This is a genomic window from Clostridium sp. Marseille-P2415 (assembly GCF_900155545.1).
Taxonomy (GTDB): Bacteria; Bacillota; Clostridia; order Lachnospirales; family Lachnospiraceae; genus Lacrimispora.
Genome location: NZ_LT732526.1, coordinates 2,493,708 through 2,511,468 on the forward strand (window position 1 = coordinate 2,493,708; position 17,761 = coordinate 2,511,468).

Here is a 17,761-nt window from a genome sequence, read left to right on the forward strand (position 1 = left end):
CCGCCGTATCCTTCACATTCTTGATGCTGGCGGTTAAGTAACCTACCATACCTGCGCTTAATTCTTCGCATGGAAGGAACTGGCCTGCGCCAAAATAACCGACCTCCACCACTTCTTCCACCGCTCCGGTTGCCATCATCCGCACCTTATCGCCCTTCTTTACCGTGCCCTCTTTTACCCGGAAGAATACAATGACTCCTTTATAAGAATCATAAAGGGAATCAAAAATCAGGGCCTGAAGCGGTGCATCAGGATCTCCCTCAGGGGCCGGGATCTTCTCTACTATGGCTTCCAGGACTGCCTCCACATTTTCTCCTGTTTTAGCAGAAATTCTGGGCGCATCATGAGCTTCGATTCCGATGACATCCTCGATCTCTTCCACCACACGTTCCGGTTCGGCACTTGGCAGATCAATTTTATTCAATACCGGAAATACATCCAGATCATGGTCCAGAGCCATATAAACGTTGGCCAGTGTCTGGGCTTCGATCCCCTGGGAAGCATCCACCACCAGAATTGCGCCGTCACAGGCTGCAAGACTTCGGGAAACTTCATAGTTAAAATCCACATGACCTGGAGTATCAATCATGTTAAAGATGTATTCCTGTCCGTCGCCGGCTTTGTAAACCGTGCGGACTGCCTGGGCTTTGATGGTAATTCCGCGTTCTCGTTCCAAATCCATATTATCAAGCACCTGGGCCTGCATTTCCCTGCTGGTCAACAGTCCTGTCTTCTCTATAATCCTGTCTGCAAGGGTTGACTTTCCGTGATCAATATGAGCGATAATACAAAAATTGCGTATCCGATTCTGCTGGGCAGCTGCCATATAGTAAATTCCTCTTTTCTGATGTTTCTGATGTTTCTGATGTTTTCTGGCCGTCTGGCATCCGCCGGGCACAAACCGCCAGAATACTATGATATCTTTAAAAATATACCATTAAAATAGGAAATTGTCCACCGTGAAAGCATTGTATTTCCTTGTAATTCCGTTGGAAAAACAAGGACGATTGCTTGTTTTACTATCTTTGCCAAAAATAACAGTATCATATTAGTATCACGATAATTAACAATTTTTAGCCCATTTACCCGGATGTATTCACTATTACGTACATTATTTCTAACTTTTAATACTATATTTCTTATATTATTTTCATTGAACTTTTTTTAACGATGTGATATATTAGAATTACAAAAGAGCAACCGCCACACAAGGTGGAAGCTCCCAGTGTTGACTAATTGCTCATGTGGCCATGAGCCAGCCTATCCTGTTCGCAGCAGGGTAGGCTATTTTTTAACTTATCTATGTAAGTCAGCAATGCCAGAAGGAATGTTGCAAATAGGATTATATCGCTAAATGAAAACATTCTGACACCACCTCCCCTCTTACTATGACTTAAAGGCATAAAAGCAGGAAGGTTCCGCCCTGAGTTCGGTTACTCCATAAAACATATTACCATATATTTCCTAATTCCACAATCTTCTTTTCTGCAATCTATTTGACCCCTGTAAACCGAGGGGAGGAGGCAATTTTGAGTACCCGTTATCATAAAGGGGGTCAATCTGTGACCTTTTTAATTTCCTTGCAACACCATATCCAAAACTTCTGCCAGAGGATCCATGGCGTTTAATGCTTCCTGGTATGTATTGGTCTGGGCCCCCACTTCGATCAGGGCTGACCGGGGGCGCAAGTGCTGATTATAACGAAGTCCTTTTATGTATATTTTCCGCGTCAGGTTGGGAAAATAAGCCGCTGCATCCAGCTGCATCTGAAAGCTGAAAGCAAGATTCTGCTCCCGGTATGGATTGGGCAGATATTCTATGGGCCCCTCCGGAGTCTGGCTGACTCCGTTAAAAAACATAATGGGGGCTGTGGGCTTTCCATTGACCTGGTTTACCATATGCAGACTTTCATTTACCCCATCCCGGTGAATATCCAGCACTACCTCAATGGACGGATTTTCCTGCAGGATCCCGGAAATGCCGTCAAGCGCATAGGTATATGCCTTGTTCCGGTCAAGCTTTCCATTTTGAAGGTCATAAACCGAAGTATCATGGATCACATTATATCCCTTTGCAGTCAATAAGTCGGTCAGGTAGCTTCCGATCCCCACCACGGTCGCATTTGGATTACTGGGACCGTGGTCAGCAAACTCCTCCTGGGAGTGAGTATGGTAAATCAGAATCTGGGGTTTGTCGTTTCCGCCTTCCAGGGTAAAATCTTCTGCAAGAAACTTATCTGACTTCATCAAATCCCGGCCGGCAGTCGTAGAAGTATGGACACTGTAAAAATGCTTCATTAAGTAATCGTAATCAGCCAGCTGTTCCTTGCGGTATGTAGTTCCCACGATAGGCCATTGGCTGCTTACCGCACAGGTCAAAGCGGGCTCTTTACCCAATGCCTGGGTATTGGCCTTTCCTGCTTCTGCCTCCTGATTTTGTTCCGTCCCAGCCTCTGTTTCTGTACCCGCACCGGCTGCCGGCTGTTCCGGCTGTGCCTTTGCCGCTCCGGCGTTAACACTTCCGTCCTCTCCGCTTTCTTCCCCGCCGTCATACAGTAAGAAACTGTGTTCCTCATAAAATTTCCCGCTTTCCAGATATCCTTTATATGCCGGATCCATTTCACCATAATCGGTTTCCGTTTTTCCGCTGCTTCCTGCATAACGGTAAAGGGGGGACTGGCTGAAAAGAAAACCGCAGAGGATGCTGCCAATGGTATCCTCATGCTTTGCGGCCTGCACACTGTTACCGCTGCTTTCTTCCCAGGATGCAGCCGGATACTGGTGGCGCCAGATATAGGAAATTCCCAGACTGGCCCCATCTTTTACCCACTCTCCGGCTTTCCGGAAGTCTGCTTTTCTTCCGGCCTCCGAAACTTCCTTTATACTCAGAAGAACGGCCAGAATAAGGCTGACTGCGATCATCATTTTTTTTATCAACCGGTTTATTCCGCTGTTCCTCTGTTTCATAGATACCTTCCTGCATACTGATTCAAATTATATAAAGGGAACTTGTTCCCGGGTGTCGGAGGAAGCGTTTTGCTTCCTCCAACATTCTATGCAGAAAGCCTGTCATTTACTACGAATCTTCCTGTCCCAGAAAGGCCAGGTGGATGCCCTCGGAAATCGTAAAACTCAGTTCCTTTACCGTTTCATCGATATCAGGCGGGGTCACATACATGGGACCGAATTCCGGCTCCAGCAATTCCCGAATGAGATCGTATTGCTCATCCGAGCTTATGCTTCCGATAAAATCTCCCATTCCCTTTGTTTCCATGCTCTTTGACAGGGCGCCTATCATAGCGGAAACGGTATCATGGACAATGGCTGCTGCCCCAACTACGGTAGGGACGCCGATCGCCATTACCGGGACTCCAAGACTTTCCTTTGTCAGGCTGTGCCTGTGATTTCCAACTCCGGAGCCAGGATGGATCCCTGTATCCGTAAGCTGAATGGTTGTCCCCAGACGTTTTACGCTTCTGGCTGCCAGCGCATCAATGGCAATGATCAAATCCGGATCTGTTTCCTTTATGATTCCTTTCAAAATCTCTGCGGTTTCCATTCCGGTCTGCGCCATAACCCCTGGTACGATCCCGCTAATGACCGGCATGCTCCTGCCTTTCCAGAAATCATCTCCATACTGTACTTTTAAATGCCTTGTTACCTGAAGATTTTTAAGGACCCTGGGGCCCAAGGAATCCGGCGTTACGGAAGCATTGCCAAGACCGGCTACCAGCACGTGAAAATCCGGTTTCCGGTAATCTTTCCCTTCTAAAAGCCGCTCAATCTGACTTGCCAGTTCGTCTGAAATCTCCCTGTGATAGTCCTCATCCTTAATGGAAAGTTCGTCCGCCTCCAGAGTAATATAGGTCCCTATGGGCTTTCCCATCGCCTTTTCGCCCTTTTCATCAAGAATTTTTACCTCGGTCATTTTTATATGACTGTCCGCCCGATGCCATTCCCGCAAGGCTACTCCTGAGATTTCACCGCCGTCACCCGGAAAACTTTCTCTTTCTTCTACCGCAAGGTCTGTACGCACTTCAAATGTGTTTTCCATTTCTTCCTCCTTTCTACCATTTCTAAGGTATTTTCTGCAAAAAAGCGGGAATTATGTATTGACATATGCGCTGAAATTCGTTAGAATACAAAGGTATGTTTACATTGAACTGTCCGTGTCCAGGCTTTGATGCAAAACAAAGAATAATCATATATCATTTTATTGGAGGTGTACAGATTGGCTAACATTAAATCTGCAAAGAAGAGAATCTTAGTTAACGAAACTAAGGCTGCTAGAAACAAAGCGATCAGATCCAGAGTGAAAACATCTATTAAGAAGGTAGAGGCTGCTATTACTGCCGGTGACAAGGCTGCTGCACAGGCAAGTTTAATCAGCGCTATCGCAGAGATCGATAAGGCTGCTACAAAGGGCGTATATCATAAGAATACCGCTTCCAGAAAAGTATCCAGAATCTCTAAGGCTGTTAACGCATTGGCTTAATTTATAGAACAGAATTTTATCCCATTCAGACTAACCCGCTGAATGGGATTTTTTTGTAATATTATAAAGGGAATTGTGCCTATTGATAATGCCACTTTTTAAGACGGGGCCGGATTACAGGACTCCCGCCTTATTGTCAGTTCATGTGCAGAACACCTTTTTCATCGGTACTCAGATACATTTTTCCTTCGAACATGCTGCCATCTTCCGTAGCCCGGTAAAGTTCTCCCTTCCAGATGACCCACTGGTCTTTTGCCATGGCACCGTTGCTGTTCAAATAATACCATTTGCCATCTGATCCGGTTTTCCACGTTTCTTTTACCATAAATCCGGCCCCATCGAACCAATACCAGTCATCCCCATCTTTATACCAGTCGTTCTTAACATAATTTCCTGTATCTCCTAAGTAGAACCTCCAGCCTCCCTCTTCTTCTGCCCAGCCGGATTTAAGCTGTGTCTCCGCTGCCAGAGCCGCTTTAAAATCGTCCCAGGTATGCTGGGTATGATTGTATACGTATGGATTCGGACAAATCTTTCCTGTCACATCATAATGGCGGATTACATGATCTGCCGGGACTCCGTATTGTTTCATCAGTTCTTTTGTCAGCTGTATGGCGGCTTTTACAGTTGCATCTTCAAAATACCAATCTCTGCTTGTATCTGACTGGCTGCCCTTGTTCCTGACACAAAGTTCAATCCCTAAGCTGTTGCTGTTACGGCATTCCGGGTGAGTATATGTTTTTGCCCCGCAATGCCATGCAATATTTTTGTCCTCAACAGACTGCCATATTTCTCCGCTGAACCCAACAAAATAATGGGCGCTTGCTCCAATGTATTGGGAGGCATAATATTTGCAGTTTGCTTCAGCCCCTCCAAGAGCCCCTACATAGTGGATCACGATATATTGAATCCGGTCGGTCTGGCCGTTGTTATAGTTATATGGTGTTAATAGTTTGTGAACTTCCATATTAAATCCCTTCCCTTCTGCCCACAAAGCCCATTTCATCTGCATCAAAGGATTCCCGGAAGCGCTCGACCTCCGTATAATCAGAATCCTTTAGATTTTCCTGTATTCCCAGCAGCTCTACACGCGTCATATCTCTTGTAGATTCACTTTTAACCATAAAGTTACCTTGTCCTTTTTATTTTATAATATGAAGGAGGGGCTGGGGATGTACCGGGGCTTAAAACCCATTGCTTAAGGTGCTACTGTGGTGCTTCTGCTTTCTTATTCAGAATGTCTATGGCTCTGGCCATGACAGACGGTAACGGCAGGCCCATGAGACCGGCATTCTCCACGATGGAGATCAGTTCGTTTGCCATGAAGCCGATGATAACGGTATCCCGTATGTAGCTTGTCCCGATAGCTAAATCCAGACGATGGGCTACGAGTACAAACAGAAATGTCATGCATTTCCTGCAAATTCCCTTCCAGCCAGCTTTCGATTCTAAAGCTCCTGATTCTGTTTTTTTGCTTTTATGGAATACTCCGGCAACCGCTAAGCCGGAGAAAAAATCGACGGCCATGAAAAGGACCAGGGTGCCGATTCCTGTGTCCCAGCCTCCAAATAAGGAGGCAATAAAACTGCCTACTACACCCGATACTGTACATAATGTATTTTTCATTTTCACTTTCCTCACTCTTTCTTATTCTCATATTCTTTCCCGGGAATCTTCAGGAACTCATCGACTGTGATCCAGCGGTCTACGGCATTTCGTACCATGCCCTCAGACCATAGATCTGCATTATAAAAACTTTTTACCTTTTCAAAATTCTTACTCATTGTTTGACTCCATTTCTATCCCAGACATCATGGACATATATTCTATTTGAGCATTTAAGTTAAAAATCTGTTCCTTTTGCGATTTTATTTCATCTTGAATGTTTGGTATCCTGTACAATAACAACAGAGTCGATAGCTTCTTTATTTATGTATACTGTCTTCCCTACTTGTCGGTTTCCTTCACCTGTTCAAATCCAACAGGGAAAGAAGATTGCAAGGTCATTTTCCCGGTATAGACCAGATTATTGCGCTGCCATTCTTCCATGCCATCTACTGAATACTTCGTAATTATGTTGTTTCCGTAAGATTCTTGTGAATATTCTCAATAGAGTTTGATCCGATGATAATTGCAACCGTGGCAGTTTGCCCACTTAAATTATCTAAGCTGCAACTGCCGTTTACAATGTTATAAGTTGTATTTCCAATTTTAACGCTCTCATATTTCATAGATTTTCTCCTTATTGGTTTGTTGGGTATGTTACATTAAATTGTAATACAGTGCCAATCGGTCTTGTATTATATGAAGCGAATCCAATAGCACCATCAGCTGTACGAAGCCAACTATTCACATTCGGGGAAGAATTAGACGCAACAGCAATATCCATACCCATAGGTGTCGAGGGTTTAGGAAAACCGTTTATCCTATATTCTTGCCCTCCGGTTAATTCGACAGTATTGACTATATGTACACAAATAGTTACCATCGCAGGTCCATTTAGATTTCCATGTCTAACATATCCACCAGAAATTGTACCCCATGTGCAAGACAATCCAGAAGTAATTAAATTTGATATCTGTGTACCATTTTCGTTAATAAACATACTGCCTTGACTAGCGTACTCTATACCTGTAGGTTGTGATCCCGTTTTGGTAAGTATGCTGCCTAAATAAATGTTTGATGAATAAGTATTGCCCGTTGAACCTGAATTCCAGGAGTTACTACATATTCTACTGTTTTGAAGTGACAATGCAATGTTTCGATTTGCAATCTTACATGCATAGACATCTCCAGTAGACTCTCCGAAATAAAACCCAGACGTATTTAAAGAAGGAACTGTTGTTTGGCAGTAATTTACTCTAATAATACTACTCCATACTTCCAAAACAGTGTGAGACATATCTGTGAAGGTTAAACCATTTAATTGCACATAACCATTAATGTGCCTTACATTCATACTCTTTACTTTACATGTATCTGCTAATGTATTTTGAGTGTCACTGTTCACATACAAAACGCCATTTTGAAACCCATAAATACGGACAGATTCATTATAAATACCGGAAGCTATATTTATAGTTGCACTATATCCGCCCAAATCTTTAGGTAAAATATCAATTGCATATTGAATTGTTTTAAATGGATTTGCTTGAGTGCCATTACCAGTTATGTTAGATCCCGTAGTTGCTACATAATATGTTACATTACTTTGCAATGTCCCTACAACGGAGCCACTTGATTTGATAAACATTCCACCACTAGTAGCCACTATTGGTTTAGTTGCACTTAGATTATTATTTATACAAGTACATATTCCCCCGAAATAGACTCCAAATCCAATATCAAAGCCCGTACCTTGTGCACTACCTAAATATGCTTTAGAATGATGTTGTACTTCTACCGCAATTCCAGTATGAGTATCTAATGTAATTAGTCCGGGAATATAAAAATCCGAACCATCAAAAATAAATATAGACGGAGTATCCGAAGAAGTAAATGCACCCGTAGTATGTATTTGAAAATTTAAATCACTTGAATATACGTTAGCTTTAGCTGTAAGATATATCCATGCTAGCGTTAGAGTATTTACATTTCCAGAAGTTGTGCATATTACATAACTATTAATTATTTGTAAATCCTGTACAGTAACATCTCCGGATAAACTAATCTTAATTGTTCCTCTAAGAAAATTTTGTATATCTATACTTTCAGTATAAATTCCTTCAGAAATGTCTACTGTAGCACTAAATCCACCTAAGTCTTTTGGTATCACACTTAATGCCTTTGTAATCGTAGCATATGGAGCCATAGCAGAGCCATCACCTGTAACATCTGAGCCAGTTGTTGCTACGTAATATGTGGTATCAGATTCAAGAGGCTTCGTATTTTCAATAAATTTTTTAACCTTCCCCATAAAAACTTTTGTTGTTTCTCCCTCTGTCGGAACCGGAAATTCTGATGTTACGGTTTCAAGTAAATTTATCTTTGTATCTGATATATCCCCATTCTTATCCAGCTTTTTGTTATCCATACCGGTTAGCGTTTCATCCAGGATATCCATAGCCTTATTATATTCCTTTATATCATAAAAATCATCTTCTTCCGGTTTCGGAAACTTATAATTTTTTGTTTCATTCCCCACTAATAAGCACCTCATTTCTTATCTGCCTGTGAGACCAGGCTCCTAATTGTTTATGCGTAAATTTCCCCAGCACACTGTGCTGATTATAGAGGAGATCCAGATCTATAACCATATTGCAAGGTACAAATTCTTCCAGCATCTCCCTCACTTCATTTAAATTTCTTTTACTTTTTAATGCAACACGAACAGTGACAACCTTTTTCGGATTAATATCCAGGGTATAACCATCCTCACCACATAATACGGCCAGTTTCTGCCTTAAAGTTATTTTTGTATATGGAATCATGCGATTCCATCTCGACAACACCTTAAAGCGCCTGTCAGCCAACGTGTCATCAGCAAAGGGCTGCATTTCCAGCATTTTTTCATAACGCCTGATGCTTCGGATATCAGAGCTTTTAATATACTGGTTATCAAACAATACCTCAGTCTCATCCTCCATCAGCTGAATTTCTGGTTGGACCACAAGCTGTATGACCTTCATTTCTTCATATTCTTTAAGGAAATCAGGAATATAAGACAGCAAATCAACTTCTCGAATCAATTTCAACCCCTCCATATACCGGAATCTGATATTTGTTTAACTCAAGATTTTCTGACGCTCCATTTATTCGTGTATTACCGATATCGGAAATTCCCTGGATAGCCAGAATCCTCGATTCTAACTGTGATATTCTTATAATACATCCCTGGTCACCAAGACCTTGCCAAGACTCTCTTAGTTCTCGCAAATATGCCTCTATTGTATCCTTTATCTGAGCCTGTAAAGCTGCATAAGTATAGCCATTGTCAAATTCAATCCGGCTATTTATCTGTATTTTCACTTCCTCAGCAGTATCGACTGTTACAATATGATCGATAGGCGCTAAACCATCTCCGCTGCCAGTCTGGGCTGGGTCTATTGTTTCCTGAACTGTTTGCATCAAAAGCTCAGAAGCTCTGTTAAAATTAGAATCTAAAATTGTCAGCTTCACCGTTGACTCACCATTCCAGGCTCTTGTAATCTTTGTCGCTCCAACTCCGGGAATATTATTTGTCTTATCCATATAGTCCCTCCGGTTTCCGCTAAAAGATTTCTCATTGAAAGAGTTAAAATAAGCTTTTCTGAACACTTCCGTTTCTTCATCATCTTCCCCGGGAATTAACAGTTCTGTCATTTCCATAGTTGCAAGCCCGGGAATATTCAATACCGGAATCAAACGGCCCAGTTGCCGGTTTCCACTTGTTCCAGCGGTCTCACATGTAACATGATATTCTCCACCGCCCATATTTTTTGAAACCACATAATAATATAACCCCAGCCGAAAGCGCTCGCCTATTGAAATCTCAACTGTATCGGGTACGGCAATCGCTTTCAGAACTGCCCTGGTTGCCTCTCCAGGCTGCATCCCCCTTTCAGCAGCTCTGCGGATAAGATTTTCCCTGGAGGCAGTATCTGCAAATGTTTCGTTTAAAATTGTATCAAATTCTATGTACATGACCTGCATTTCTGCTGCTGCCGCTGTAAGAGCCGTATAAATCAGAGAGCCTTCCCGTTTATCCAAGTCCTGCGGTACCCTGTCCAACATCCGTTTTAAAATAACTTCATATGTTATATCCTCATACATTTAAATACTCACCTCTTTCTCCGCCTCAATTTCACCCAAAGTGGTATGAACCATAAATTTTACATGGAGTATCCGCCCATTGCTGTTAAATGAAAAATTGTCAACACTCTGAATCCTGTCATCCTGCTGCAATGCTTCTTTAATCCTCTTTTTTATTTTTGCTTTTACCATACTTACGGGCTTCCCAAATAATCCTTTAAGCTCCACACCATAATTCCAGCTGTAAATCAGCCAATCAAATCGTTCCGTATTAAGAATACAGAAAACCGTTTGTTTTAACGCTTCCAAGCCGTCTGCCGTTCCAATAATACGCTTGTTTTCCGTATCCAGCCGAAAGGTCTTTGATGGCATCTGCACCATCTTAAAATCCTTTTCCAAAATATCACCTGCCACCGGGATCATAGCAATGCCTCCTTTCCTACCATGTACCTATTACCACATACTGTTGTCCCCCTCGCTTCTGAAGCAGCAAAACCCTTTCTCCAGATTTCAATCTATTTTTCACGGTTACAGACACCTCTCCGACTCCCGGAATATCCATTCCCTCTTCATGGTCTGTAAATTGCTTCGGCAAAATAACCTGTGATTTTGACAGTATTGTTTTCTGGTCTATTTGTATTTCAATCGGATTCTCCTTAATAACTGTTCCTGGAATCACGTCACATGGATCCCCCGCTTCGATTGCCTGAATAACAATCCGCTTAATATTTTCAATCCATTCTACATCAGCCACTGATTTTCTCTCCTCTCAATGTTAAATCCATGGTATGAACTCCTTCATCAATTTTATGGGTTACAGATTCAATCACCAGATAATTCTTTAACTCCATATCTTTTATATCTAAAAATACCGGAATCAGACAACCGGCCCGCACCCGGATATCTCCAAAGGCATCCTTGATGGTTAAGGTTCTGGAGGGACGATTATACAAAGTCAGATATGTTTCTGCTATCGCCTGGCCATCCACCCCCTTATCAATGGACTCATCTTTCTGGAGAATCCCCCATTTATTGATGTTTTCGCTATTCTTTGTCATATAGATTTCTCTTTGTTTTGTATCACTATTGTCGCAATACAGTTTGATCTGGTTATAAGTATTGCTGTCAATGCTGACCTTATAGTCGTAATCCTGAGCTGTCGTATCATCAATCATGATGTCAAGCTTCATGTTCTTCATATTTTTCAGGGTGAGCTTTCCTACATCATCATAAAATGTAAATAAATTTTTGGTGTGTATCATGGCAAGGTCTAAATTGTTCAAAATAATATCAAACAGTGTTTTATCCTTTTCCTTTCTGGAAATTCTATCCCCCGTATCCTCTAATTCTCCTGTTTTCAGGTTATAATCATTAGCTATCATCTGAATTACTTCACCGGCAGTTAAATCCGTGTAATTATAGGTTTCTTTATTTTTTAAATATCTCAGCTGATCATAAGCGGTAACCTTCATCTCTCCTTCGCTGTTCCAGTTACGTTCAAAAATGAATCCAAAGAAAACGGGTTTTCCATCCACATCCAGACGGAGGGCATTGCCCTCCACAATCTGGAGGCGGTTATCTGGAATAAGAGTAAAAGAGCACTTTCCGGGCTGGCCTCTGCGCTGTGTTTCCCAGGTAATGGATCCTTTAACCACTGGTTCATATACGGTCTGACCGTTCTGGATATATAAATGTGCTTCCATTTCTTTTCTCCTCTCCTATGGCATGGTAAGAGTCTGTCCAGGATAAATAACATTGGGATTTGATATTTTATCCCTGTTCAGATTATAGATTTCCTGCCACCGACTCCCATTACCAAGCTGTTTTTTCGATATGGACCACAGACAATCTCCCTTCACAACAGTATAACTCTTTACTGGCGGTGCTTCTCCCTGACGTTCATTATCCGTTTGAGCAGTTCCAATCTCCTGCTTATCCTCAACAATGGTAAAATCCATGATTTTGGTTCCATAATTTTTGTATTCTTTCATTGTTAGGGAGACTATAATATCAAGTCCTTCACTCACATCATCTGTAACCTTATAATCTTCCAGAGTTACGTCCATGCTCGTATCAAAAAGACTATCACCGCCCATCCCCTGACGGATAACAATAAATTCAAAAGAGCTTTTCCCATCCTTTAGTTCCTGAAGCCTTTCCAGAAAATCTTCTGCACTGTCAATGCTTCCATCCCAAACCGCACAAGGATAGTCCATCTGAGGAATCATTACATCAATGCTTATTTCCGCAAGACCAAAGGACTTAATCAGATTTATTTCTTCTCCACTGATCAGATTCACTGTCTTGTTTTGCCCGCTATACTTAATAGGGATTTTTTCCGGTGGCAATGGGAGAAGCATATCGTCAATATAAACTTCATATGCCATTATATATTCACTCCTTCCGCAGCTGAAGTAAGCATTTCAGCGGTAACGTCACTGAGCATACGGGCCATATCTGTAATATCTGTCTGGGTTTTTATTGTATTATTGTTATTCATATCTACCTTTAATTCAGCAAGAGTAAATCGGTTGATGATTTCCTGCTCCGCAGCATCACGCATGTATTTAAGCTCCTCATCCATAATATCCATTGAATCTGTCATTGCTGCCGTATTCATAGCAGTATCCCCGGTATTCTGATTGATGCTGTCGGTCATATCCGACGGATTAAAACCTGGATCTTGGTTCTGCCTGTCAAATGTTTCTTTAATATCTTCAAATCCTTTCTTTACATTATCTTCTGCTCCGGCCCCACCTGCATACCATTTTTGGGCAGAATCCTCATACCCAAACCGCTCTGGGGAAAATCCGATATCAGCAAGCACCTGATCCATATCCAAGTTACCTGCCTTAACTTCATACGTTCCATTTCCATACTTCTCAGCAAGCTCATCGGCAATGTCTGACAAACCGTCCCGCCAGCCTTGTACAGTATCTTCCAAATGAGAACCAAAAACAAAATCCAGGGCTTTTGCTACTTTTTGTATAATATTAAGTACTCCATCCGCCAAATCTGCAAATAAATATATAATGGACGATACCGGATCGTTAAACAGGTTCCCAAAGAAGTTTGCAAAAGCAACCCAGCCGTTGTAAAAATATTCAATGATTCCCAAACCAATTTCTAAAATTCCCATTAATGAATTTGCAATAAACGCTCCTGCGACAGCAAATGCTCCACATATTAATCCTGTAGCACTGTATGATGTGCCGGCAAACTGATTTACAGCTGCTACGCCTGCATAAAAAAGAGCTATCAAAATGATAATTAATATGATTATCCATGTTAGAGGACAAGCCGCAAATGCTGCATTCAATCCATCTTGAGCAGCTATCATTGCAATAATTGCTGCTGTTTCTGCCCAATCACAAATTGTTTTCCATGCCAGCGCCGCTGCTTCCTTTAATGTAGTCAACCAACTTAGTCCCGAGGTTGCATTGTAAACAATCAGAGCTGCTATAATTCCCCACAAAACAGGCTCAATAATAGACCAATTATCTGAAATGGCGCTCCCAACAACTCCGGCAACGAATCCAATTACACCAAAAATCCCACTGATTTCACTGACATCTCCCTGTAGCCCGGCTGTAAAGTTATTTATCGCTCTGGTCACATTATCAACCATCCCCCCCACAGCCCCGCCAAGTCCCATATTAACAGTCTTAGCCAGAGAACTCAGCGCACTGGCTGCATCATCGTATTTCACATTATTTAATTCCTCCAGATGCTCCGTTGATAAATCCACAGAACCACTCAAATCAGATAACGCCATGATTCCTTCATTCCCCAACTCTCCCCAGGCGCTGCCAAACAGCTTCATACCTGCAATATTTCTGCTGACCGGATCTTCCATACCGCTTAACGCATCAATGGTCTGCTGGAACGCCTGCTTGGCAGTTTCGCCTCCGCTTCCAAATGCCTCTGTCATTTTATTCGCGTCAAGACCCAAAACTGTAAAGCCTTCTTGTGCATCCTTTCCTCCCCCAACAGCCCTTGTCGAAAATTCCTTAATAGCCTCTCCCAGAGTGCTGACCGAGTATTCTCCACTCTGCGCTCCGTTAATCAACATATTAAACATATCTGCGCCGCCAAAACCCAAACTCTTAAACTGAGCGGAATATTCATTAATTGTATCAAGCAATTCTCCGTTTTTATTCAACCCTGCCTGTGTTGCCTGTATTACCAGATCAAATGCCTCAGCTCCGGAAGCTCCAAATTGCTTTTCCAGCACCCCGGCAGAGCTTATACTATCTGTTAAGCCATAACCAAACGTATCTTGCATAAGCAGCCCTGCTCTTGTAAGCTGTTCCAAACTGGCGCCTGTCTGACCGGTCATCTGATTAACCACAGACAAACTCTTTGCAGCATCTTCCGGGCTGTCGCTTATGTTATCAATATAAAGTTTTTTCGCACTTTGCTTTGCCATGCCCAACCCCTGCCCCTGCATTCCGGTCTGAGACTGTATGATATTTCCGGCAGCTTTCACACTATTTGCCTGGGTAAATATTTCTTCCGGGCTGGCAGCGACTCCTATTTTACCCAGTCCTGACGATATCTTATTCCAGATATCCTTTAATTTTATGGACTTTTTCTCACCCTTTTCTATACTTTTGTTTAATTCTATCTGCCGTTCCCTTGTCTGGACGATTACTTCTTCAACCTGTTCAAACTGAACTTCCATTCTGCCAAGAGCAGAACTCGCAGTCCGCAATCCGGGAAGGCCAATAGAATTCCCCGCAGACATCTGAAGATTTCGAAAAGATTCACTTGTTATATTGATCGAACTATTGATTTTCCTTAAAACGGATGATGCTCCATCATAAAGCTGTATCGAGTTTTGTACTGTTGCCATACCCTTTCCCTCCTTTCCTTTTAATAGGAAGAACGCCGCCGAGGACGTCCTCCTGTTTTTCTACTTTTTCCTTGCAGCCTTTGCCTTTTGTGCTTCTTTTTTATCATTCTCCAGCTTAAGCTGTACTGCTGCCATGACAAAGGCCCGCTCATACCGGTCCAGACTTAAAAACTCATGAGGCCATTTGTGGAGCTTGTGGAGACAATAGTAGGCAATGTTTGCCTCCATATCGCCTCCTTCTATCAGTTTTTTGCATCTTCAACCTGTTCTTCCAGCGTAATGTCAAAACCATTCACCTGCTGAATGCGTTCCAGATAGCCCGCGTATTCTCCGGCTGTCAGCATCGCCTTTAGAAGCCCGTCCGCTCCCATGACATGGTAAGAATCCTGCAGCTCTTTGTCGTTTAAATTCGGATAAACCGTGCATTCGGCAGCCAGCTTTCCCAGATACAGGTTATAATCCGTCTCCTGGGTATACTGTCCCTTTTTTCCGGTTACCTGAACCCGTTTCGTACACTCTTTTCTTAATGTTTCATCTTCTTTTGATGTAATTGCTTTAATTTCCCATTCTACCGGTTTTTTGTTCAAACCTAAAAAACGTTTGGATGCAACGAACCTTTCATGCTCTGCCTTAACCGCATTCTGGCTTAAAAAACAGCTTAAATCTCCCATATTCTTTTATCCTTTCCTTCTTTTACTGCATTCCTGCAAGGGTATTAAATCTCTCCGGCATTTCCCAGCTTTCAAATGTGAATTCAAATTCATCTTCCAGATACTCGCCCGTTGCGTCAAATTTTGTGATAATTCCTCCATTTAAGTTACAATCCTTTAAAATCACAGTCTGACGGCCTACACTGGAAGTAGGATCCTCATTGGTCACCTGGATATCAAAATAAATATCCTTTCCGGTCTGCTGGAACTGGTATAAGATATCCCGAAAAATACTTGTGTTGTAATGGAAAGTAGCTGATCCGCTTCCCTTCATTCCCACAGTCTTATTTCCTTTCATGGCCCGTCCCAGAATCGGTATCTCTGACTTTACCTTTTCAATCTTTGCCTCCAGATTTAATGCCTGCATAAAATTATACCGTTCATCTCCAATTGTGATAAAACACTCTGCTTTTGTCGCACTGATAGCGTCCCATGCGTCCATAGTAATATTACTCATAATTCATTACCCCTTTCTTATGATACAACCACTGTCATGTATAAAATGCTCATGGAATTAATCGGTTTAACCGGGAAATTCACTACAACAGACCGCTTACCTTCTCCCTTTTCCACGGTAACCTCCTCTGCATTCACAGCTTCGATCGCTCTTAACACCGCTAACTGCTTTCCATATGTAACAATGTCATTCCAAAGACTTACGCGTCCTGCATCATCATTTGAAATTTTACCCAGGTAGCGTGTATTGAAAAGAGAAGCAATATCATTTCCAATCTGATCCAAAACACGGACTGTCTGGTTATTAGAGAAATCTTCTCCCTTCTCTTCTGTATAAGTAAACAAAGTGTTACGATCCGTCAGGACCCGGATTTCGCTCCCTACTTTGTGAAGCATAAACTTACCCGCCTTCATTGCATCAGCCAGCTGAGCTTGGGTATAGGAAGCTTTCACGGTATACTCACCGTCATAAGACTTATTCTCAATGGTCTTGTTGACGGCACATGCTGCTTCTGCACCGGTAACCCAGTAAACAAGACCTGCCGCTGATTCCTCTGTTTCATTCTCCACAGAGATGACACCTTCATAATCAGCCTTGGAATACCGGTATAATACTGTCTGAAACTTAACGCCGGATTCATCCCTCATGCGTTTCGTAAATGCCGTAAATAAGGCTTTGACCGTATCATCTGCAGAAGGGCAGCAAAGAATCTGGAAGGATAAACTCTCGATTTTTTCCAGGAAACCGGCATAATCCTCTCCTGTTACATCTGTGCCGTTGGTCCCTCCTGTGAAGGATAGTCCGGCTGTTTCTGCTAATGAAGCATCCTTTTTAAATATTACATAGCTGTTGTCTTTCAGTTCTTTTGCTTCTGTTACCGTCTGGCTATCAACTTCCTTTCCTCCAAACAGTGTTTTTACATCAAACTTTGTTTCATCATCCACATTTTTTTGAATGACAGTCATCAGACTGTTTCCCTGTTTACCGGAGTATTTTGCCGTGCCATAATCATTGGCCCCATAAACGCCGCCATTTAAGCGGTAAAAAATTCCTTTCGTCAAGTTCTTAAATAGTTCCCTGACCGGAAGCATAGCCATATCATCCATGGCATAACCAAAAATTTCTTTACAGTTTTTCTGAAAATCCTCTGCGGTAACCTCAAATATCTCTTTCTCCGGCCCCCAGCCAAGAACCATGGGAACCGCTGCAACGCCCCGGTTTCCCATAGCTGTACCAACAGAAGCCGTGCTTACAAAATTGATATAAGCACCAGGAAACACCTTATTTTGTATTGTAAAATTTCCTCCACCTAACATACTTTCACCTTTCCTTTCATAAATTGGTTTATTACTTCCTCGGCCTCTGCTGCCGAATACACCTTCTCATCCTCAAGCAGAGCCCATAACAAGTCCCTCCGGTCCCGATACTTTTCAGAACCGATGAGCTGTTTCTTCGTATAGCGTACGATACCTGCCGCACCTGCTTTATTCATATCTTTTTTTGCCATATCAGCAC

The 17,761-nt window shown here is 42.3% G+C and carries 22 protein-coding genes; 1 reads left to right on the forward strand and 21 read right to left on the reverse strand.

Features of this window, described 5'->3' with window-relative positions:
* From BQ9856_RS16285 to gpr, 3 genes are all read right to left on the reverse strand, one after another.
* A partial coding sequence (locus BQ9856_RS16285; protein WP_139348793.1) for a GTP-binding protein occupies positions 1 to 826 on the reverse strand: 826 nt, incomplete at its 3' end.
* Between the two features lie 745 nt (positions 827 to 1,571).
* Positions 1,572 to 2,966: a stage II sporulation protein P gene (locus tag BQ9856_RS16290; protein WP_139348718.1), complete on the reverse strand. Its 1,395-nt coding sequence runs from the start codon at positions 2,964 to 2,966 to the stop codon at positions 1,572 to 1,574.
* Between the two features lie 109 nt (positions 2,967 to 3,075).
* Positions 3,076 to 4,053, reverse strand: coding sequence for a GPR endopeptidase (gene gpr / locus BQ9856_RS16295; protein ID WP_077611977.1), 978 nt, complete (start codon positions 4,051 to 4,053; stop codon positions 3,076 to 3,078).
* Between the two features lie 177 nt (positions 4,054 to 4,230).
* Between gpr and rpsT the strand changes: the two genes are divergently transcribed.
* Positions 4,231 to 4,494, forward strand: a complete 264-nt coding sequence (gene rpsT / locus BQ9856_RS16300) for a 30S ribosomal protein S20 (RefSeq protein WP_077611978.1) — start codon at positions 4,231 to 4,233, stop codon at positions 4,492 to 4,494.
* Positions 4,495 to 4,630: 136 nt separating this feature from the next.
* Here the strand turns inward: rpsT and BQ9856_RS16305 are convergent, their stop codons facing one another.
* The 18 genes from BQ9856_RS16305 to BQ9856_RS16375 all read right to left on the reverse strand — a co-directional run bounded on the left by BQ9856_RS16305 (position 4,631) and on the right by BQ9856_RS16375 (position 17,753).
* Positions 4,631 to 5,461, reverse strand: coding sequence for a peptidoglycan recognition protein family protein (locus tag BQ9856_RS16305; RefSeq protein WP_077611979.1), 831 nt, complete (start codon positions 5,459 to 5,461; stop codon positions 4,631 to 4,633).
* Position 5,462: 1 nt separating this feature from the next.
* Complete coding sequence (locus tag BQ9856_RS24910) at positions 5,463 to 5,618, reverse strand: hypothetical protein (protein WP_200801318.1); 156 nt, start codon at positions 5,616 to 5,618, stop codon at positions 5,463 to 5,465.
* Between the two features lie 82 nt (positions 5,619 to 5,700).
* A complete protein-coding gene (locus tag BQ9856_RS16310) occupies positions 5,701 to 6,120 on the reverse strand; it encodes a phage holin family protein (RefSeq protein WP_077611980.1) in 420 nt (139 codons plus the stop codon).
* An 11-nt stretch (positions 6,121 to 6,131) separates the two neighbouring features.
* Positions 6,132 to 6,278, reverse strand: a complete 147-nt coding sequence (locus tag BQ9856_RS16315; RefSeq protein WP_077611981.1) for an XkdX family protein — start codon at positions 6,276 to 6,278, stop codon at positions 6,132 to 6,134.
* A 288-nt stretch (positions 6,279 to 6,566) separates the two neighbouring features.
* On the reverse strand, positions 6,567 to 6,725 hold the full coding sequence (locus tag BQ9856_RS24595; protein WP_159442018.1) for a hypothetical protein: 159 nt from the start codon (positions 6,723 to 6,725) through the stop codon (positions 6,567 to 6,569).
* An 11-nt stretch (positions 6,726 to 6,736) separates the two neighbouring features.
* The gene (locus BQ9856_RS16320; RefSeq protein WP_077611982.1) at positions 6,737 to 8,638 is read right to left on the reverse strand and encodes a hypothetical protein; all 1,902 of its coding nucleotides are present in this window, start codon (positions 8,636 to 8,638) and stop codon (positions 6,737 to 6,739) included.
* Positions 8,628 to 9,182 (reverse strand): putative phage tail protein, encoded by a 555-nt coding sequence (locus tag BQ9856_RS16325; RefSeq protein WP_159442019.1) that lies wholly within the window; start codon positions 9,180 to 9,182, stop codon positions 8,628 to 8,630. Before BQ9856_RS16325 ends, BQ9856_RS16320 begins: the two co-directional genes overlap by 11 nt.
* Complete coding sequence (locus tag BQ9856_RS16330) at positions 9,166 to 10,116, reverse strand: baseplate J/gp47 family protein (RefSeq protein ID WP_235839231.1); 951 nt, start codon at positions 10,114 to 10,116, stop codon at positions 9,166 to 9,168. The genes BQ9856_RS16325 and BQ9856_RS16330 overlap by 17 nt, the downstream gene beginning before the upstream one ends.
* Before the next feature lie 129 nt (positions 10,117 to 10,245).
* Entirely contained in the window at positions 10,246 to 10,647 is a 402-nt protein-coding gene (locus tag BQ9856_RS16335; protein ID WP_077611985.1) for a DUF2634 domain-containing protein, read from the reverse strand.
* Between the two features lie 16 nt (positions 10,648 to 10,663).
* On the reverse strand, positions 10,664 to 10,978 hold the full coding sequence (locus tag BQ9856_RS16340) for a DUF2577 domain-containing protein (protein ID WP_077611986.1): 315 nt from the start codon (positions 10,976 to 10,978) through the stop codon (positions 10,664 to 10,666).
* Positions 10,971 to 11,927, reverse strand: coding sequence for an XkdQ/YqbQ family protein (locus BQ9856_RS16345; protein ID WP_077611987.1), 957 nt, complete (start codon positions 11,925 to 11,927; stop codon positions 10,971 to 10,973). The genes BQ9856_RS16340 and BQ9856_RS16345 overlap by 8 nt, the downstream gene beginning before the upstream one ends.
* Positions 11,928 to 11,942: 15 nt before the next feature.
* On the reverse strand, positions 11,943 to 12,611 hold the full coding sequence (locus tag BQ9856_RS16350; RefSeq protein WP_077611988.1) for a LysM peptidoglycan-binding domain-containing protein: 669 nt from the start codon (positions 12,609 to 12,611) through the stop codon (positions 11,943 to 11,945).
* Positions 12,611 to 15,079, reverse strand: coding sequence for a phage tail tape measure protein (locus BQ9856_RS16355; protein WP_077611989.1), 2,469 nt, complete (start codon positions 15,077 to 15,079; stop codon positions 12,611 to 12,613). Before BQ9856_RS16355 ends, BQ9856_RS16350 begins: the two co-directional genes overlap by 1 nt.
* Before the next feature lie 60 nt (positions 15,080 to 15,139).
* Positions 15,140 to 15,307, reverse strand: coding sequence for a hypothetical protein (locus BQ9856_RS24915; RefSeq protein ID WP_200801319.1), 168 nt, complete (start codon positions 15,305 to 15,307; stop codon positions 15,140 to 15,142).
* A 14-nt stretch (positions 15,308 to 15,321) separates the two neighbouring features.
* On the reverse strand, positions 15,322 to 15,750 hold the full coding sequence (locus BQ9856_RS16360) for a phage tail assembly chaperone (protein ID WP_077611990.1): 429 nt from the start codon (positions 15,748 to 15,750) through the stop codon (positions 15,322 to 15,324).
* Positions 15,751 to 15,772: 22 nt separating this feature from the next.
* Complete coding sequence (locus tag BQ9856_RS16365; protein ID WP_077611991.1) at positions 15,773 to 16,246, reverse strand: phage tail tube protein; 474 nt, start codon at positions 16,244 to 16,246, stop codon at positions 15,773 to 15,775.
* A gap of 17 nt (positions 16,247 to 16,263) precedes the next feature.
* Positions 16,264 to 17,562, reverse strand: coding sequence for a phage tail sheath family protein (locus BQ9856_RS16370; RefSeq protein WP_077611992.1), 1,299 nt, complete (start codon positions 17,560 to 17,562; stop codon positions 16,264 to 16,266).
* Positions 17,556 to 17,753: a hypothetical protein gene (locus BQ9856_RS16375; RefSeq protein ID WP_235839232.1), complete on the reverse strand. Its 198-nt coding sequence runs from the start codon at positions 17,751 to 17,753 to the stop codon at positions 17,556 to 17,558. The genes BQ9856_RS16370 and BQ9856_RS16375 overlap by 7 nt, the downstream gene beginning before the upstream one ends.
* Between the last annotated feature and the right edge of the window lie 8 nt (positions 17,754 to 17,761).

Excerpts from the sequence above, each read along its gene's own strand:
- BQ9856_RS16290 (WP_139348718.1), bottom strand. The coding sequence starts at position 2,966 with ATGAAACAGAGGAACAGCGGAATAAACCGGTTGATAAAAAAAATGATG.
- gpr (WP_077611977.1), bottom strand. The coding sequence starts at position 4,053 with ATGGAAAACACATTTGAAGTGCGTACAGACCTTGCGGTAGAAGAAAGA.
- BQ9856_RS16305 (WP_077611979.1), bottom strand. The coding sequence starts at position 5,461 with ATGGAAGTTCACAAACTATTAACACCATATAACTATAACAACGGCCAG.
- BQ9856_RS24910 (WP_200801318.1), bottom strand. The coding sequence starts at position 5,618 with ATGGTTAAAAGTGAATCTACAAGAGATATGACGCGTGTAGAGCTGCTG.
- BQ9856_RS16310 (WP_077611980.1), bottom strand. The coding sequence starts at position 6,120 with ATGAAAAATACATTATGTACAGTATCGGGTGTAGTAGGCAGTTTTATT.
- BQ9856_RS16315 (WP_077611981.1), bottom strand. The coding sequence starts at position 6,278 with ATGAGTAAGAATTTTGAAAAGGTAAAAAGTTTTTATAATGCAGATCTA.
- BQ9856_RS24595 (WP_159442018.1), bottom strand. The coding sequence starts at position 6,725 with ATGAAATATGAGAGCGTTAAAATTGGAAATACAACTTATAACATTGTA.
- BQ9856_RS16330 (WP_235839231.1), bottom strand. The coding sequence starts at position 10,116 with ATGTACATAGAATTTGATACAATTTTAAACGAAACATTTGCAGATACT.
- BQ9856_RS16335 (WP_077611985.1), bottom strand. The coding sequence starts at position 10,647 with ATGATCCCGGTGGCAGGTGATATTTTGGAAAAGGATTTTAAGATGGTG.
- BQ9856_RS16345 (WP_077611987.1), bottom strand. The coding sequence starts at position 11,927 with ATGGAAGCACATTTATATATCCAGAACGGTCAGACCGTATATGAACCA.
- BQ9856_RS16350 (WP_077611988.1), bottom strand. The coding sequence starts at position 12,611 with ATGGCATATGAAGTTTATATTGACGATATGCTTCTCCCATTGCCACCG.
- BQ9856_RS16355 (WP_077611989.1), bottom strand. The coding sequence starts at position 15,079 with ATGGCAACAGTACAAAACTCGATACAGCTTTATGATGGAGCATCATCC.
- BQ9856_RS24915 (WP_200801319.1), bottom strand. The coding sequence starts at position 15,307 with ATGGAGGCAAACATTGCCTACTATTGTCTCCACAAGCTCCACAAATGG.
- BQ9856_RS16360 (WP_077611990.1), bottom strand. The coding sequence starts at position 15,750 with ATGGGAGATTTAAGCTGTTTTTTAAGCCAGAATGCGGTTAAGGCAGAG.
- BQ9856_RS16365 (WP_077611991.1), bottom strand. The coding sequence starts at position 16,246 with ATGAGTAATATTACTATGGACGCATGGGACGCTATCAGTGCGACAAAA.
- BQ9856_RS16370 (WP_077611992.1), bottom strand. The coding sequence starts at position 17,562 with ATGTTAGGTGGAGGAAATTTTACAATACAAAATAAGGTGTTTCCTGGT.
- BQ9856_RS16375 (WP_235839232.1), bottom strand. The coding sequence starts at position 17,753 with ATGGCAAAAAAAGATATGAATAAAGCAGGTGCGGCAGGTATCGTACGC.